General features: G+C 62.7%; 12 protein-coding genes. 7 read left to right on the forward strand and 5 right to left on the reverse strand.

The window, feature by feature from the left end:
* The first annotated feature begins 196 nt into the window (after nt 1-196).
* The 4 genes from D3Y59_RS09570 (at nt 197) to pbpC (ending at nt 10,349) form a co-directional block, all read left to right on the forward strand.
* On the forward strand, nt 197-5,755 hold the full coding sequence (locus D3Y59_RS09570; protein ID WP_119444852.1) for an alpha-2-macroglobulin family protein: 5,559 nt from the start codon (nt 197-199) through the stop codon (nt 5,753-5,755).
* A 386-nt stretch (nt 5,756-6,141) separates the two neighbouring features.
* Nucleotides 6,142-6,855, forward strand: coding sequence for a protease inhibitor I42 family protein (locus D3Y59_RS09575; RefSeq protein WP_162910667.1), 714 nt, complete (start codon nt 6,142-6,144; stop codon nt 6,853-6,855).
* 117 nt (nt 6,856-6,972) lie between these two features.
* Nucleotides 6,973-7,851: a putative nucleotide-diphospho-sugar transferase gene (locus D3Y59_RS09580; protein ID WP_119444854.1), complete on the forward strand. Its 879-nt coding sequence runs from the start codon at nt 6,973-6,975 to the stop codon at nt 7,849-7,851.
* 146 nt (nt 7,852-7,997) lie between these two features.
* The gene (pbpC, locus tag D3Y59_RS09585) at nt 7,998-10,349 is read left to right on the forward strand and encodes a penicillin-binding protein 1C (protein ID WP_119444855.1); all 2,352 of its coding nucleotides are present in this window, start codon (nt 7,998-8,000) and stop codon (nt 10,347-10,349) included.
* Between the two features lie 14 nt (nt 10,350-10,363).
* Here the strand turns inward: pbpC and D3Y59_RS09590 are convergent, their stop codons facing one another.
* Nucleotides 10,364-10,831 carry a hypothetical protein gene (locus D3Y59_RS09590; protein WP_119444856.1) on the reverse strand — a complete coding sequence of 156 codons (468 nt, stop codon included), beginning with the start codon at nt 10,829-10,831 and terminating at the stop codon, nt 10,364-10,366.
* 350 nt (nt 10,832-11,181) lie between these two features.
* Between D3Y59_RS09590 and D3Y59_RS09595 the strand changes: the two genes are divergently transcribed.
* The 3 genes from D3Y59_RS09595 (at nt 11,182) to D3Y59_RS09605 (ending at nt 13,107) form a co-directional block, all read left to right on the forward strand.
* Complete coding sequence (locus D3Y59_RS09595; RefSeq protein WP_119446410.1) at nt 11,182-11,772, forward strand: glycine zipper domain-containing protein; 591 nt, start codon at nt 11,182-11,184, stop codon at nt 11,770-11,772.
* Between the two features lie 91 nt (nt 11,773-11,863).
* Nucleotides 11,864-12,337 carry a YybH family protein gene (locus D3Y59_RS09600; RefSeq protein ID WP_119444857.1) on the forward strand — a complete coding sequence of 158 codons (474 nt, stop codon included), beginning with the start codon at nt 11,864-11,866 and terminating at the stop codon, nt 12,335-12,337.
* A 176-nt stretch (nt 12,338-12,513) separates the two neighbouring features.
* Nucleotides 12,514-13,107: a DUF416 family protein gene (locus D3Y59_RS09605; protein ID WP_119444858.1), complete on the forward strand. Its 594-nt coding sequence runs from the start codon at nt 12,514-12,516 to the stop codon at nt 13,105-13,107.
* Between the two features lie 135 nt (nt 13,108-13,242).
* On the opposite strand, the gene D3Y59_RS09610 is transcribed toward D3Y59_RS09605, so the two are convergent.
* The 4 genes from D3Y59_RS09610 to D3Y59_RS18290 form a co-directional block, all read right to left on the reverse strand.
* The gene (locus D3Y59_RS09610; protein ID WP_119444859.1) at nt 13,243-13,770 is read right to left on the reverse strand and encodes a GreA/GreB family elongation factor; all 528 of its coding nucleotides are present in this window, start codon (nt 13,768-13,770) and stop codon (nt 13,243-13,245) included.
* A gap of 41 nt (nt 13,771-13,811) precedes the next feature.
* Nucleotides 13,812-14,726, reverse strand: coding sequence for a TIGR03915 family putative DNA repair protein (locus tag D3Y59_RS09615; protein ID WP_119444860.1), 915 nt, complete (start codon nt 14,724-14,726; stop codon nt 13,812-13,814).
* Nucleotides 14,727-14,981: 255 nt separating this feature from the next.
* A complete protein-coding gene (locus D3Y59_RS09620; protein ID WP_119444861.1) occupies nt 14,982-15,866 on the reverse strand; it encodes an alpha/beta fold hydrolase in 885 nt (294 codons plus the stop codon).
* Nucleotides 15,867-16,039: 173 nt separating this feature from the next.
* Complete coding sequence (locus D3Y59_RS18290) at nt 16,040-16,213, reverse strand: hypothetical protein (RefSeq protein WP_162910668.1); 174 nt, start codon at nt 16,211-16,213, stop codon at nt 16,040-16,042.

Raw genomic sequence — 16,213 nt, forward strand, 5'->3', positions numbered from 1 at the left:
AGGCAAATTTGTCCGAGCTCTTAATTTTTACGCACAGCCTTACTTGCTCAACCGGCAAGTGCCAAGCTGCCTCGCGGTTCTTATTGCTTAAAAGCTGCATTAGTTAGCTATTGACCTTTTAGCAGCTATAATACCCCTTATCCATTAGCGTTTTTCTATACCTTTCGCCCGCCGCTATCCTCCCCCTATCCTTCCGATGACTACCCCCAAACTGCTTCGCCTGCCGCTGCTGGTGCTGCTGGCTTTGCTATGCGCGTGCTCCAAACCCGGCGAGGATGCCAACACAGCAACTGCTGCCGACGGCGAGGAAATCGACCCGTACGAAAACCTGATTTTCAGCTTCGAGGAGCCGGTAGCCTCGGAGGCCCAGCTGAACCGCTGGGACACCACGCAGGTAGTGCGCTTTGAGCCGGCGGTGCGGGGCAAGTTTAAGTGGGCGTCGGAGCGGGAGCTGGTGTTTTCGCCGGCCGAGCCGTTCCGGCCGAGCACCGCGTTTCGGGCCGAGCTGCGGCCGCAGGCGCTGCCCAGCGGCAAGCAGCAGAAACCACCTAGGCTGAGCCGCACGCAGTTTCATACGCCCTACTTACAGATGAGCGAGCCGCAGGTGTTCTGGACGGCCTCGGCGCAAAGCAGCGAGCCGGCCGTGCGCCTGAACGCGGTGTTCAACTACGCCGTGCGCCCCACCGACCTGCGCCAGCACCTGCGCCTCACGGTAGCCGGCCAGCAGGTGTCCTTCGAGGTAGTATCGGCCGAGCCCGACCGCGTGGTGGGCATCCGGCCCACGCAAACGGTAGCACCGGGCAGTACTGTTCAGCTCCACGTGGAACCTGGCCTGAAGCCCGTGGGCGGCGGCAACGGCACCAGCCGTGCCCTCGATGCCTCGGGTACCGTGCCCGATCCGCAACAGTTGCAGGTGCGCGAGCTGACGGGTTCCTTGCTCAACGGCGAACCGGTGGTGACGGTGCTCACCGACCAACCCATATCAGCTGAGCAGGCGCAAACAGTAGTGCGCGTGCAGCCTGCCGTGGCCTTTGGTGTGGAGGCGCTGGAAAGCGGCTTTGTGCTGCGCGGCGGTTTCGAGGTAGGCAAAACGTATACGGTGAGCGTAGGCCCCGGCGCCTACGGCACCCTAGGTGGGCATTTGGCCGAGCCGTTCAGCCAGGCCGTATCGTTTGGCGACGAGCGGCCGAGCATCAGCTTTGCCTCGGGCGGCGAAAAAGCCATGTACCTGGGCGCGCAGGGTTTGCGCAACCTAGGGCTGCGCCTGAACGAGGTGGAGCGCGTGAAGGTGAGCATCTACAAGGTGTACGCCAACAACATCCGGGAGCTGCTGCGCTCGGGCGAGCAGTACGGCTACGATGCCGGCGAGGAGGGCGAAGAAAGCCAGGACGAAAACGGCGAGTGGATAGACCGCAGCTACCGCTACTACAATACCGAGGACTTCGGCAACCTGCTCACGGAGCGCACCTACAGCACCAGCGCCCTGCCCAAAGCCGGCGCGCTGCGCCTGCTGCACCTCTCGCTCGACGAGCTGGAGTTCGGCAACCAGATGAAAGGCCTGTACGTGGTGCGCGTGCAGGATACCGAGCGTCAATGGCTGCAGGTATCGAAGCTGGTGGCCGTGTCGGACCTAGGCGTGGTGGTGAAGCGCAACGGCACCGGCGGCGCCATGGTGTTCGTGAATTCGCTGCGCACGGCCAAGCCGGTGGGTGGCGCCTCGGTGCGCTTCATCAGCCACAACAACCAAACGATGTTTACGGGCCAAACCAACGCCAACGGCGTGGCCATGCTAGGGCAGAGCGACAGCACCGCCAACAGCCGCTTCCGGCTGGACATGGTGATGGTGCAGAGCGGCCCGGATTTCACCTTTCTGCAGCTGGAGCGCGCCCGCGTCGAAACCTCGCGCTACGACGTAGGCGGCCTGCAAAGCAACGCGGCCCGCTTCCAGGCTTTCCTGTACGGCGACCGTGACCTGTACCGCCCCGGCGACACTATCCGCACCAACACCGTGGTGCGCACCGACAACTGGCGCGTGCCCGGCGCCGTGCCCATGAAAATTAGGCTGCTATTGCCCACCGGCAAGGAGTACGCCAGCTACCGCCGCACCCTGAGCAAGGAAGACGGCTCGTTTGAGGCGCAGTTCATCGTGCCGCCTTCCGTAATGACGGGCCTCTACACGCTGGAGGTACTCACCGGCAACGACGTGCTGCTGACCTCGCGCAAAATCAGCGTGGAGGAGTTTATCCCCGACCGCCTGAAAGTAACCGTAACTGCCGCGCCCAAAGTGGTGCAGCCCGGCCAAACGGTGCGCGCCACGGCGCTGGCCCAAAACCTGTTCGGCCCGCCCGCTACCGACCGCAAGTTTGAGGTAGAGTTTTCGCTGAAGCAAAAGGCCTTCGCGCCCAAAGAATACGCCGATTACAACTTCAGCATCCGGAGTGGTGTGGAGCGACGCAACCAGTACGGCGGCGAAGAGCCGGAGTCGGCCTCGGCGCTGAACGAGCGGTTTGAGAAAGCCGTGCGCGAAGGCCGCACCAACGAGCAGGGCCGCGGCACGGCCGAGTACCAGGTGCCCGAATACCGCGACCTAGGCACGCTCGAAGGCACCGCCTTTGCCACGGTGTTCGACGAAACCGGCCGTCCCGTAAACCGCCTCGCCACCTTCGAGGTGCGCACCCAGGCCGTGATGTTCGGGGTGCAGCAATTGCCCGAGCTGCTGAGTACCCGCCAGGCCGTGCCCATTCGGGTGGTGGCCCTTACGCCGCAGGGACAACCTACCCAGGCCCGCGGCGAGGTGCGCGTGGTGCGCATGCTCTGGGAAACCGTGCTGGAGCGCCAGGGCGGCCGCTACACTTACAACTCGCAGCGCCGCGAGCAAACTGTGCTCAGCCAAGCCATTCAGGCCGGCCCGGCGGCGGTGCTGAACTTCACGCCTACCTACTCGGGCGAGTACGAGGTGCGCGTGTCGCGGCCCGGCGCTGCTACCTACGTGGCCAGCCGCTTCTACGCCTACGGCTACGGCGACACGCAGAGCAACGCCTTCGAGGTAAGCAACGAGGGGCAGGTGCAGATCGAGGCCGACAAGCCCAAGTACCAGCCCGGCGACAAAGCCACGCTGCTGCTCAAAACGCCCTTCGCCGGCCGCGTACTCGTGACGGTGGAGCGCAACCGCGTGCTGGAGCATTTTTACGTGGATACCGACGAAAAATCGGCGCGCGTAACGGTGCCCATTCGCGCCGGGCACGTGCCCAACGTGTACGTTACGGCCACGGCCATTCGGCCTATCTCGGCTGACTCCAAAATACCGCTGACCGTGGCCCGCGGCTTCGTGCCGCTGACGGTGGAGAAGCCCGATTCGCGCCTGCCTGTAGCCATCAAGGCCGTGGCGCAAAGCCGCTCCCAAACTTGGCAGACGGTGGAAGTGCAAACCAAGCCCAACGCAGCCGTAACGCTGGCCGTGGTGGACGAGGGCATATTGCAGATGAAGAACTACCGCACGCCCGACCCCTTCGGCTACTTCTACCAGAAGCGTGCCCTCGAGGTATCGGCCCACGATGTGTACCCCTTCCTGCTGCCCGAGCTAGGCTCCAGCAGCACCGGCGGCGACGGTTACGACCTAGCCCGCCGCACCACGCCCGTGCCCTCGCGGCGTGTGCAGCTGGTGGCCCGCTGGAGCGGCGTGAAGCGCGCCGATGCCAACGGCCGTGTGCAGGTGCGCGTGCGCGTACCGCAGTTTAGCGGGGCGCTGCGGCTGATGGCCGTGGCCTACAAAGGCGACGCGTTCGGCTCGGCCGAGCACACCATGCGCGTAGCCGACCCGGTGGTTATCAGCACCGCCCTACCCCGCTTCCTCAGCCCCCGCGACACGATTGATGTGCCGGTAACGCTGACGAATACGACGGGAAAAGGCATGTTTGTTCTAGTCGAATGTTTACCATCAGGAACTTTGGCAAACACGCGATTCGCAAATTCACCTGGGCCATTTGGTAAGCCAGTGAGAGTTCAGTTGACCGCAGAGGAAGTTAAGTTACCTGCTAATGCAGAAGCTAGGGTTGTTTTCCAACTCAAGGCCAAGCAAACTATCGGCAATGGGACAGTGCAAATAATAGCCCATGAACTAGATGATAACGGTGGCTACAAATCTTCTGAGAAGTTCACCGAAACCATCGAGCTACCCGTACGCCCCGCTTCGCCGCTGCAGATGCGTACCGGCTCGGGCATGGTGCAGGGCGGCAAAACGCAGCCGCTGGATTTGCGCACCGATTTCCTGCCGACTGCCCAGCGCAGCCAGCTGGTGCTGAGTCGCTCGCCCATGACGGAGTTCAGCAAAGACCTGCGCTACCTGCTGCAGTACCCCTACGGCTGCCTGGAGCAAACGGTATCGGCTGCTTTCCCGCAACTATACTACCCCGATCTGGCCGCGGCCCTAGGTCAGGCGGGCAAGGCGCAGCGCTACAACCCCAACTACCACGTGCAGGAGGCTATCCGCAAGATTGAGGCGCAGCAGCTCTACAACGGTTCGTTGAGCTACTGGCCCGGAGGCGACTACGACAACTGGTGGACCACGGCCTACGCCGCGCACTTCCTGCTCGAAGCCAAGCGGGCCGGCTTCGCCGTGAACCAGGGCATTCTGGACAAGACGCTGCGCTACCTGCAGTACCGCACCAAAAAGCGCGAAACCGAGCCCTACCAGTACCTCGATGCCGCGAACGTGGCCCGCGAAAAGACCATTGCCAAAAAGGAAATTGCCTACTCGCTCTACGTGCTGGCCCTGGCCGGCAAGCCCGACCCGGTGGCGCTAAACTACTACCGCGCCAACCAGCGCCTGCTCGCGCAGGATTCGCGCTTTGTGCTGGCCAGTACTAGCGCGCTGTCGGGCCAAACCAAAGGTTTCCGCGACCTGCTGCCCCGCTCCTTCTCGGAGCCCGCCGCCCGTCGTGCTCTGGATGGCTCGTTCTACTCGCCCGTGCGCGACCTAGGGCTGGCGCTGAACACCCTCATCGAAGCCGACCCCGAAAACCCGCTCGTGACGAGCATGGCTCGTCAGCTTTCTCGCCTCGTGAAAGGGGCAGGTTGGCTGAGCACGCAGGAAAGCGCTTTTGCGCTGCTGGCCCTAGGTAAGGTCGCCCGCCAAAACAAGAACAGCACCGTAACCGCCACGCTTGCCGAAACGGGTGGCAAAGTGCTGGGCCAGTACAAAGGCCCGCAGAACCTGACTGTGAACAACGTAGCCAACCGCCGCCTCAGCCTGCAAACGGCCGGCATGGGGCCGCTGTACTACTTCTGGACGCTGGAAGGTATTTCGCGCACCGGCCAGGTGCGCGAGGAAGACCAATACCTGCAAGTGCGCCGCCAGTTCCTCGACCGCACCGGCCAGCCCCTAGGTCGGGCTGAGTTCCGCCAAAACGACCTGGTGGTAGTGAAAATCACGCTACAAGCCGCCGACTACGCCGGCGAGGTGCCCAACGTAGCCATTACCGACCTGCTGCCCGCCGGCCTCGAAATCGAGAACCCGCGCATTGGCGCCGTGCGCGAGCTTACCTGGGCCACCGACGCCGCCACGCCCGACTACCTCGACGTGCGCGACGACCGCATCAACCTGTTCACCACCGCTACCCCGCAGCCCAAGTCGTTCTACTACCTGGCCCGGGCCATATCGAAGGGCACCTTCAAGCTAGGTCCGGTAAGCGCCGACGCTATGTACAACGCCGAGTACCACTCGTACGCCGGCGCCGGAGTGGTACAGGTGCGCTAGGTACCAGATTATATTTCATAGTGCTAATCTTCGCTACGCCAAAGCTAGGGTTAGAAGCTAGTTCCCCTCCTCAGATGAGGAGGGGTTAGGGGTGGTTGAAGAGCTAGAGTTAGAGGCTAGTTCTAGATGCTGTTCTGATGCAACAGTCAACCACCCCTAGCCCCTCCTCATCTGAGGAGGGGAACTAGCTTCTAACCCTAGTTATAACTAAAGCCTTATCAGCTTTGCCAGAGCCTCCAATTTTCCAGGTATCACTACACATCTTAAGAACGAGCCCCTAGCCTTACCTCAACCATAGCTTGCGTGGCGGGTGGCGCGTACAACCTGCGCACTCCAGCCCCTTAGCCATGCCTCGTTGCTCCATCGTTTTCACTCGATTCATCCTTGTGTTTGTCCTGCTGCTTTGCGCCCTAGGTGCGCAGGCGCAAGGCGCCATTACCACCATCACGGCCGCCGACAACGGCAAGGAAGTGCAGCTAACCGTGGGCGAGCGGCTGATTGTGCGCTTGCCCACGGCGGCCCCGCGCTATGGCTGGCGCTTGGTGCAGAACTACCCGGGCCAGCTCACGCTGGTAAGCAACCAAACTTTGCCCGGGGTGCGCAGTGGCGTACCCGGCGCCCCGGCCACCCACGAAATGCACTTCCAAACCATCGGCTCGGGCGGGCTCGATCTGGTACTGGTGGCGGCGCTGCCGGGCACGGGCTACTCGCCGGTGGGCAGCTATTTCCACGTGTACCTCACCATCAACCAGCCCGGTGTGGCCAAAAACGTCAACATCACGGAGTACGGCAACCGCAGCCGCGTAACCGTGAACAAAGGCGACCAGCTTAGCATCAAGCTAGGCACCACTGCCGGTTCTACTTCCCGGTGGGAGGTTATGCCGATAGCCAACGAGATAGTGAAACTGGTAAACACCCAAACCGAGCAGGAGCAAAAGAAGTCGAAAAAAAAGCCGAAGCCCGGCACCCCGCAGGATATCACCTTCAATTTTCAGGCGCTCAATCCCGGCCAAACCACCATCCGCTTTCTGTACCGCGACGGCACAAACAACGACACCCCGCCCAAGCGCGACTTTGTGCTCGATGTAACGGTGCCGTAAGGCTTATTGGTGGCGCAGAACGCAAAATGCTGGTACGCATAGATACGCGCTCTTCCTCTTCATTGGCTGCCGCTAATCAGGCTCGGGGCTACACCTAGGCGCCTATCTTTGCCGCCGATGAACTACCTGATTTACCTGGCCCACGGCCCGGCCGAGCTGCGCAGCGAAGCCTTGTACAGCCTGCTTTCTTATTTCCGGGCGGCACCGGTGGCACCGGCTCAGGTACTCATCTACACCGATGCACCCGAGGCGTTTCGGCAAGTGCTGGGCGAGCGGCCCGGTGTGCTGTACCCAAGCGTTATGGAGGCTGAGTGGCGGGCCTGGCGGGGCAGTGCCAACATGGTATACCTACTGAAGATTGGCGTGCTCGAACACGCCGCCGCGCACTACCCTGGCAACCTGCTGTTCGTAGACACCGACACGATTTGGCAGCGCGACCCTACGCCCATTTTTGAGCAAATTGGCCAAGGCGCGCGCTTTATGCACGACAACGAAGGCCTGCTGGCAACCGGCAACACGCTCAGCCGCAAAGTGTACCGGCACCTCAAGGGCCATACCTTCCAAACGGGCGCCTATCAGGTGCAGGTAACGCCCGCTACGCTCCTGTTCAACTCGGGCGTTATCGGTTTCCGTAGCCACGAGGCGACCCTGCTGCGCGACGTAATGCAGCTGGCCGAACAGCTCTACGCCACTTACCACAAGCACATGATGGAGCAACTGGCTTTCAGCATGCGCTTTGCCGTGGATGGCCCCGTGCAAGAGGCTAAGCCCTACGTGGTACATTACTGGAACCTGAAAGAGGTGCGCCCCACACTGGCGGCGCTGTTTTCCCGTTATCGGGGTGCCAGCCACGAGGAGTTGCTGCGCCGGCTTGATGCCCTAGGTCTGCCCGAGGTACACCGCGCCGAGCTGGCCTACCGCAACCTCGCCGGCTGGCAACGCACCCTGCGCAAGCTGGTAGGCCGGCGGTGGCGCATGCCTGTTTTTGAGGTGTAGCCTAGGTCCGTTACCTTACTGACCCTGCTGTAGCGCAGTTCCACGCAGCACCAATCGTGCTGGCAAACGCGGACTAAACCAAAGGTCGGCGCAGCCAAGCCCGCGCTGCATTTCGCAAGCCAGACCTGCTTCGTCTCCACATTCTGATGCCACGCCAACCTGCTTCCGTGTTGCGCCGCTTGCGCCGGCCGCTGCTGGTGCTGTTGGGCGTGTTGGCAGTAGCCCTGGGGCTGAACTGGCTGTTGCCGCTGCCGTCGCCTCCGCCCTATTCGCCCGTGGTAACGGCTGCCGATGGCTCGGTGCTGCACGCGTATTTGTCGCCCGACCAAAAGTGGCGCCTAGCGGCCGATTTGCGCGACATCACCCCCACGCTGCGCAAGGCCATTGTAGCCAAAGAAGACAAGTGGTTTTACTACCACCCGGGCATCAACCCAGTAGCCTTGCTGCAGGCGGTTGGGCGCAACGCTCTAGATACTGGGCGCCGCACCGGCGCCAGCACCATCAGCATGCAGGTGGCGCGCATGCTCGAGCCCAAGGAGCGCACCGTAGGCAACAAGCTGCTCGAAATGCTGCGCGCTTTGCAGTTGGAGGCGCATTACTCCAAGGATGAGATCTTGCAGCTGTATCTCAATTTGGTGCCCTACGGCTCCAACGTGGAGGGCGTAAAATCGGCGGCGCTGCTGTACTACGGGCAGCCTCCGCATTACCTCTCGCTGGCGCAAACCGTTGCGCTGACCATCGTACCCAACAACCCCACGGGGTTGGCGCCGGGCCGGCACAACGCCCGGCTGCTGCAGGCCCGCAACCGGTGGCTGCGCCGCCTAGGTGCCGCAGGTGTTTTCCCGGCCAAGGATGTAGCAAATGCCTTGCAGGAGCCTTTGCTGGCGCAGCGCCGACCAGCGCCGCGGCTGGCTCCGCACCTCTCGCGGCGGTTGGTGCAGGCCGAGCTACAGAAGGCGGCCACCTTTGCGGGCTCCAAAGCCGGCCTGCAAGCCACGCTGGTGCGGGCCAAACAAGCCAAAGCCGAGGAGCTGACGCGTCACTACGTACGCCGCCTCGCTCCGCTGGGTATTACGCAAGCGGCCGTGCTGGTGGTAAACAACCGCACCCGCGCCGTGGAGGCCTACGTGGGCTCGGCCAATTTCGGCGACGTGCTGGGCCAGGGGCAGGTTGATGGCATTCGGGCCGTACGCTCGCCGGGCAGCACGCTTAAGCCTTTCCTCTACGCCGTTGCCGCCGACCTAGGGCACGTTACGCCCAAGCGCATGCTGCCCGATGTGCCCACCAACTTTGCCGGCTTCCGGCCCGAAAACTTCGATAAACGCTGCAACGGCGAAGTTACGCTGGAGCGCGCCCTAGGGCACTCGCTCAACATCCCGGCCGTGCACGTGCTGCAGCAGGTGGGCGTGGGCACTTTTACGCAGCAGCTGCGCCGGGCTGGGTTCCGAACAGTAGCGCGGCAAGCCCCGCAGCTTGGGCTGAGCACCATTCTGGGGGGCTGCGGCGCCTCGCTCGAAGAGCTGGTGGGCCTGTATGCGGCTTTAGCGAACAAAGGCGCTTATGCGCCCTTGCGCTTTACGGCCGATGCGCCTGCTGCGCACCCTACGCAACTGGTATCGGAAGCCTCAGCCTACCTCGTTACCGATATTCTGTCGCAGTTGGTGCGGCCCGATTTGCCGGTGGGTTACGAAAACTCGCTTCGGCTGCCGCGCATCGCCTGGAAAACCGGCACCAGCTACGGCCGCCGCGATGCCTGGAGCATCGGCTACAACCGCCACTACACCATTGGCGTGTGGGTGGGCAATTTTACGGGGCAAGGCGCGCCCGCCCTTACCGGCACCGATGTGGCCACGCCCCTGCTCTTCGACTTGTTCAATGCCATCAGCTACAACGACGGCGGCGAGTGGTTTGTACCGCCTGCCGGCCTCGATTTTCGGTTGGTGTGCTCGGTAACGGGCCAAGTGCCCGGCGTGCATTGCCCCAATCAGGTAATGGATTACTACCTGCCCGGCGTTTCCGATGCGCGCCGCTGCGAACATCAGCAAGAAGTGTTTGTGTCGCCGACGGGCGATGTAAGCTACTGCCGCGCCTGTTTGCCCGCCGTTGGCTACCGCCGCGAGCTGTACCCCAACTTCACGCCCGAAGTGCTGGCATTTAAAGCCGCCAACGGTTTGCCGCACGCCATTCGGCCGCCGCACAACCCCGCCTGCACCCTCGTACGCTCCGACGACGGCCCGGAGCAGGCGCCGCGTATCCTCTCGCCCACGCCCAACGCCGAGTACGTGCTCGATGGCCGCGACTCGCAACAGCTGCAATTGCGCTGCGCCGCCGCCAACGATGTGCGCCAAGTGTACTGGTACGCCAACGACCAGTTTGTGCGGGCCGCCGCGCCCACCGAGGCCGTGTTTATTAGGCCCGGCAGTGGCGTGCTCAAAATTTCGTGCGCCGACGACCACGGCCGCAACACCAATGTGCAGGTGCTCGTGGAGCGGTTGTAGCGCAGCACCTAGGGTTAGCTAATGGCTGGCAGCGGATCGGCAACAGACTGGGCAGCGCCCGCAGCTTCGGTTTGCTGGGCTTGCAGCAGCCATTCGGTAGCGTCGCCCTCCTGGCTGGCGTAGTTGAGGCGATAGGGCAGGCGCAAGCCGCCGGCAGCGTTGCTTTCTTGCTGAAAGCTTTCGGCAGCGGCCAGGTGGCTGGGCGAAATCAGGTAGCTCAGGTAAATAGGCCCGCCTAGCCGCTGCGCCAGTTGCGGAGCCAGCACATCAAAAATCCAGTTGGTTACCGCCGGGCTCGAGCTGGGCCGCCGGCGCGCATCGAGCAGCCAAAACCGGCACAGCGGCTCGGGCAGCGCCCCCAACTGGCGGTACACCCGGCGGGTTTCCTCGTCGGTGGTTACGCCCAGCCAGCGCACCACCACAATGTGCAAATCGGGCCGGTAAGAAATGTCGACAAGAGGTGTAGGCGAAGCGAGCAGCATGCACGGGCGGAATTCGGGCCCTTTAGTCTACGCAACTGTTCAGCTTAGGTTACGCAACCGTTACCTAGGCTGGTGCAGTCCGCCTCGCAGTTGCCGCCGCGGGGCCATTGCCCGCGCCCCGCGGCGGCGGGCCAAACCAGAATTGGCACGGTTTTCGGAAATACCCTGGCAACAACGACGGGCTACCTGGAGACGTCACTTAGCCTTGCCGTTTGCTACAGTTGGTTGTCGCAGCTGAGACACCAACCGCAAAGCCCGAGCTTAACCTGCAGAATGAATTTTGCGTTATGGCACGGTGCTTGCAAACGACGGATGTAGTTGTAAAGCAATCCACTAAACTTTACGAAGCCATGAAAACCCTGAGCTATATCATGACCCTGGTGCTGTTGGTAACCGCGCTTTTCGCAGGCGAAGCCCAGGCTCAAGAACGCAAACCCTGGAGCCCCCAAGCTAAGGGCGCCGTAATTGGTGGCCTAGGTGGCGCCGCTGCCGGTGCTATCATTCATAAGCGCAACCGCGTGGTAGGTGGTGCAGTAGGTGCCGCCGCCGGCGCCGGTACCGGTTACATGATCGGCCGCAACGTGCAAAACAAGCGCAAAGCCCAAGCCGCCGAGGCTGCCCGCGTAGCCGCCGCCAACCGCGCAGCCCGCGCTGAGCGCCAGGCCGCCGCCGCCCGCGCCGAGCGCAACGCCCTGGCCCGCCGCGCCGAAGCCGCCGAGAAGAAAGCTGCGCTGGCCCAACAGCAAGTGCCGCAAATGCCCCAGGCCCAGCAATACCCCGCCATGGCCAACGGCTTTGCCGCTGCCGGTACCCCGGCCATGCTGTACAACGGTGCCGCTGGTGCCCCGATGGCCATGAGCGCAGCCTATTTGCCCAACGAGTCGTATGGTGACCGTGCTACGGAATACCCGACTTCGGAATACCGTAGAAAGAGCTGGTAAGTCCGCGCTTTCTGATAAGTTTCGCCGACTTCAGCCCCGTGCCGAAGTCGGCGAAATTGTTTCACACCCTCTCTCCCAAAACCCTAGGTTTATGAAGCCCCTCCTTTGCACGGTGCTCGTTGGCGCAGCCCTTGCCTCTGCCTCTTGCACCAAAACCGAGAAAAAAGAAGAAGCCGTAAACGTGCAGACGCTTAACCAACAGTTTGTTGGTGCTTGGAACAGCAAGAACGCCATTCAGCTGGATACCCTGTTTGCCGAAGACGTGCACTACATCCAGGGCGAAGCCCACTACCAAGGCCGCTCCGAGGTGTCGAACCGCTGGGTGCGCGAAACCATGGGCACCATTGCCAACCTGCGCCTCAGCCCCGTTAGTACCGGCGCCGACACGCAACTGGCCTACGAGGCCGGCACTTTTTCGGTAGATGTGCTGCCCGCCAACCCGGCTTTGCCCATGGGCGAAGGCTCGGGCAACTTCACCCTGATCTGGAAGAAAAACCCCAAGGGTGCTTGGAAGCTGAGCTACGCCCAGCTGGAAGGCTTGCCCGTTCGGGCCCGTACGCGCTAAACGTTTACTTCCCGCAACACCACCACGCAGCCCCGCCAGAAGCTCTGCCGGGGCTGCGTGGTGTTAAAGCGTCTGCCTGATTGGTGCCTTGGTTACTTCTATAGCCGCGTCGCGAGTACGAGGACCTTACGCCGGGGCTGTGCAAGAAGCAGTGCCTTGTGGGCTAGCTTTGCAGCATGGCCGAACACATTCACGCGCAAATCATCAGCTTATCCGACAACCAAAAAGCCGTATTTGCGGGCTTGGTCTGCGAGCGGCTGTACCCGCAATACGAGGCTTTTTGCCGCGCCACCAACTGGGGCAGCCCGGCCGTGTACGAGCGCGGTATTGAGCTGCTTTACAACTCGGGCCTAGGTGCTTTCCATAGCCAAGAGGCCACCTCGTTGCTCGAAAAGCTCGCCCTGGTTACGCCCGCGCTGTCGGATTTTGCCAGTGGCCTGACGCCCTTTGCCCTCGATGCTTGCATTGCGCTGGAAGAAGCCTTGCGCTTTCTTACCGATAAGCAAGAAAGCCACATGCTGCACTGCGCCACGGCTGCTGCCGACAGCGTGGAGGCATTTGCGCAAGAGCACCAAGGCCTCGACCCCAACCGCCGCGATTTCGAGGCCGCCGTGGCGGCCAACCCATACCTGCAAGCCGAAATAGCCCGGCAGCACCGCCTCACCGAAGCCTTGCTGAGCATCCACGAGTTCGATGCTGCGAGCATTCATCAGCTGCGTCGGCTCAACGGCAGCGGCAGTATCATCGAGTTGGCGCGGATACCGGCCTAATCAATGCCTTGGCTTGCAGTAGCGCGGGCTTTAGCCCGCGTTTGCCAGCACGTAATCGTAAGGCCAACACCGCTCAACGGTAGTCGTTCAAGCCAACGCGGGCTACAGTCGCGCGCTACACCGGGCCAGGCAGGCTCAGCTACCGCCGTCGTAACTGATGCTTGTTACCTCCACCACCTCGGGTTTGGGCCCTAGGTGCAGGGTTACTTGCTGGCCTAAGCGGGCACCCTGCACCGCGCGGGCAATGGGCGCCACAAAGGCTATTTTGCCTTCGGCAATAGAGGCCTCATCAACACCCACGATGGTAAAGCGCCGCTCGGTGCCGGGTTTGCCGCCGCTGCGCGTAACAAGCGCAACCGAAGCTCCAAAGCGTACCTCGTCGGCGGGTTGCTGGCGCGGGTCAATTACTTTGGCCGAGGCAATGCGCGCACCTAGGGCGCTCAGCTTGCCGTTGAGGAGGCTGAGTTGGCGGGTACGGTCGGTGTCGTTGTCGCGGTTGGTTTCGGCCTGCCCGCGCTCGGCTTCCAGCTCGGCCAGCTCTTGGCGCAGCAGCTCGAGGCCCCGCGGCGTAACGTAGTTGGGCGTGTTGGGCGGCAGCGCGGCGCGGGGCGGCACAATGGGCGGCTGCTGCGAGTCGTCTTCTTTTACAAAACCTCGGCTCATGCTGCTGCTGAACGCAGCGCCAAAGCGCAGGTTGCAATGCGCTACTGCGCCGGCCGCTGCTTGTTGTCGATGGGCCGGAAGTGCCGCTCCCTAGGTTGCTTTTCGGTGAGGTATTTCCAGTAGCGCTTGGGCATGTGGCGGCGGTGCAGCTTGATGTTGCGGCGCTCGGGGATGTTCACGTGGTCGAAGTACGTTTGCCACAACGACTGAAACAGCGGCTCCCGCTCGTCGAGCACGGCGGCCGAAACGGCCGAGTTGCTCCCTTGCTGCCCGGCCTCGGCATCGAAGCTGACGATGTCGGTGCGCTCGAGGTCGTAGTACAGGCCGTAGCGCCGGCGCCGGTCAAAAATCAGCCAGCGCTGATCGGCGTAGCGTTTCGTAAAGTGCTCGGCTATCAGGGGCAGCACGTCGTAGTCGGGCTCGATGGTGGCATGGAATAGCCCGTCGTGCGTTTTCTCGAAGCGCACAAACGCCTCCATGCGGTGCTTCTCGCGAAACATTTGCTTGGTGATATCGGCCACGGCCCGCACCGTGTCGTTGCCGAAGTTTTCGCTGATGTCCTGCCCGCCGGCCTCGATGGCCATTTGCGTGTACCGAAAAATCAGCAGCTCCCGCTCGGGGCTTTCCGACAAAAACGTTTTGTAGAGGTTGGTGCGCGCCTCGGCGGGCATGTACTTCAGCATGCCTTCCCACACGCGCCGGGCGCGGGCTTCGTCGGAGGGCACAAAGCGCGTTTCGCTGAACAAGCCACCTTGTGCCGCGTCTTCGCTCTGGATGGCCTCGGGCCAACGGCGGCTTTCCCAGCAGGCCAGCAGCACGCACAGCAAGCCGTCGAAGGAGCCGTCGTAGGTGAACCGGGCGGTGCCATCGAAGCTGGGCGGCAACGGCGCAATACGCCGCACGCCGGCGGCAGCGTTGGCTTTGGCGGGTAGGTTGGTGCGGCGGGTTGGTTTCATGGAAATACTCAGAACGAAAAACTCCCCTCCTCAGATGAGGAGGGGACGCCGCAACGCAGTTGCGGCTGGGGTGGTTGACGGGCGCCCGCGCCGCTTGCACGACCTAGGCGCCCGCAAATTCATCTATGCTGTCATCCTGAGGCGCGAGCCGAAGGACCTTGGCGGGACCTCACCCCCCGGCCCCCTCTCCCCAAGAGAGGGGGAGTGTATGCTATCGGGTGTCAGCACGCGTGAGAAGGTCCTTCGGCTGGCGCCTCAGGATGACTGTGGATTTACTTGCTCCGCGAAAAACGCAAGCAGCATTTCCGTTACCCGTTGGGGTTCTTCGTGCTGCAGCCAGTGCGTGGCCTTGTCGAAGTACGTAAGGCGGCCGTGGTCGCAGTAGGCGAGGCTTTGCTGGGCCATGTCGGCTTGCAAAAAAGCATCGCGCTTACCCCATAGCATGTGCAACGGCACCGCCACGCGCCCGGGCTGCGTACCCTGCCGGCCGGTGCGCACGGCGGCGCGGTACCAATTAATCATGCTGCGCATGGCGCCCGGTTTGGCCCACGCGGCGCGGTACTCGCGCAAATCATCGGGCGAAAAGATGCCGCGCCGACTGCTGCTGAGCAAGGTTTGGCGGCCAGCCCAGTAGTTGCTTAGGCTGGTAAGTGTTTCGGGCAACCACGGCAGCTGAAAGAAGAACACGTACCAGCTTTTGCGCAATTGCCCGGGGCTGCTGCGCAAGGTGCGGCCAAACACGGCGGGGTGCGGCACGTTCAGGATGGCCACGCGGTGCAGCCGATCGGGGTGATACATAGCCAAATGCCAGGCCACAATGCCGCCCCAATCGTGGCCTGCTACGTACGCCTTGCGTTGTCCGGCCGCGTCCAGCAGCCCCAGCACATCGGCCGCCAGCTTCGGCAAGGTGTAGTCGCTCACGCGCGGCGGCTTATCCGAGAGGTTGTAACCGCGCTGGTCGGGTGCCCACACGCGGTAGCCGGCTTCGGCCAGGGCTTGTAGCTGGCGGTGCCAGCCGTACCAAAATTCCGGAAAGCCGTGCAGGAGCACCACCAACGGGCCGCTTTGGGGGCCGCATTGCACCACGTGCAACCGAATGCCGTTGGTGTCGACGTAGTGGTGTTCGGGTTCGTGGGCCATGCCTCCGTATACCGCTCGGCCGGCCCTAGGTTGTGCCGGTGCCGCACCCCATTCGCGGCACGTGGCGCCTCAGCGGCTGGCCCCAAGGTGCCAGCCGCTGAGGCGAATTAAAAAACCACCTAGGGTTTGGCCCTGGCGCCACAGCTTCCATTTGCCCTAGGTGCCTGTCCTACCTAGGCAGCCTCGGCTTCGGGGCGCACGCCTTGGGCGGCGTCGCGCTTGGCCAGGAGCTGCTGCCGCACAATCGGCAACAAATCGGAGAGCTTGCAGCAGCAAGCCATGCGGGTTACTTTTTGGGCTTGATCCGCAGCTTGCTCGGTGGCGGGAAGGCGGTGCGAAATGGTCAT

This window comes from Hymenobacter oligotrophus, assembly GCF_003574965.1.
Taxonomy (GTDB): domain Bacteria; phylum Bacteroidota; class Bacteroidia; order Cytophagales; family Hymenobacteraceae; genus Solirubrum; species Solirubrum oligotrophum.

Bases quoted from the DNA above. Each gene is read 5' to 3' on its own strand.
- pbpC (WP_119444855.1), top strand. From the start codon at position 7,998: ATGCCACGCCAACCTGCTTCCGTGTTGCGCCGCTTGCGCCGGCCGCTG.
- D3Y59_RS09610 (WP_119444859.1), bottom strand. From the start codon at position 13,770: ATGAGCCGAGGTTTTGTAAAAGAAGACGACTCGCAGCAGCCGCCCATT.
- D3Y59_RS09620 (WP_119444861.1), bottom strand. From the start codon at position 15,866: ATGGCCCACGAACCCGAACACCACTACGTCGACACCAACGGCATTCGG.
- D3Y59_RS09595 (WP_119446410.1), top strand. From the start codon at position 11,182: ATGAAAACCCTGAGCTATATCATGACCCTGGTGCTGTTGGTAACCGCG.
- D3Y59_RS18290 (WP_162910668.1), bottom strand. From the start codon at position 16,213: ATGACCATTTCGCACCGCCTTCCCGCCACCGAGCAAGCTGCGGATCAA.
- D3Y59_RS09590 (WP_119444856.1), bottom strand. From the start codon at position 10,831: ATGCTGCTCGCTTCGCCTACACCTCTTGTCGACATTTCTTACCGGCCC.
- D3Y59_RS09570 (WP_119444852.1), top strand. From the start codon at position 197: ATGACTACCCCCAAACTGCTTCGCCTGCCGCTGCTGGTGCTGCTGGCT.
- D3Y59_RS09615 (WP_119444860.1), bottom strand. From the start codon at position 14,726: ATGAAACCAACCCGCCGCACCAACCTACCCGCCAAAGCCAACGCTGCC.
- D3Y59_RS09580 (WP_119444854.1), top strand. From the start codon at position 6,973: ATGAACTACCTGATTTACCTGGCCCACGGCCCGGCCGAGCTGCGCAGC.
- D3Y59_RS09600 (WP_119444857.1), top strand. From the start codon at position 11,864: ATGAAGCCCCTCCTTTGCACGGTGCTCGTTGGCGCAGCCCTTGCCTCT.
- D3Y59_RS09605 (WP_119444858.1), top strand. From the start codon at position 12,514: ATGGCCGAACACATTCACGCGCAAATCATCAGCTTATCCGACAACCAA.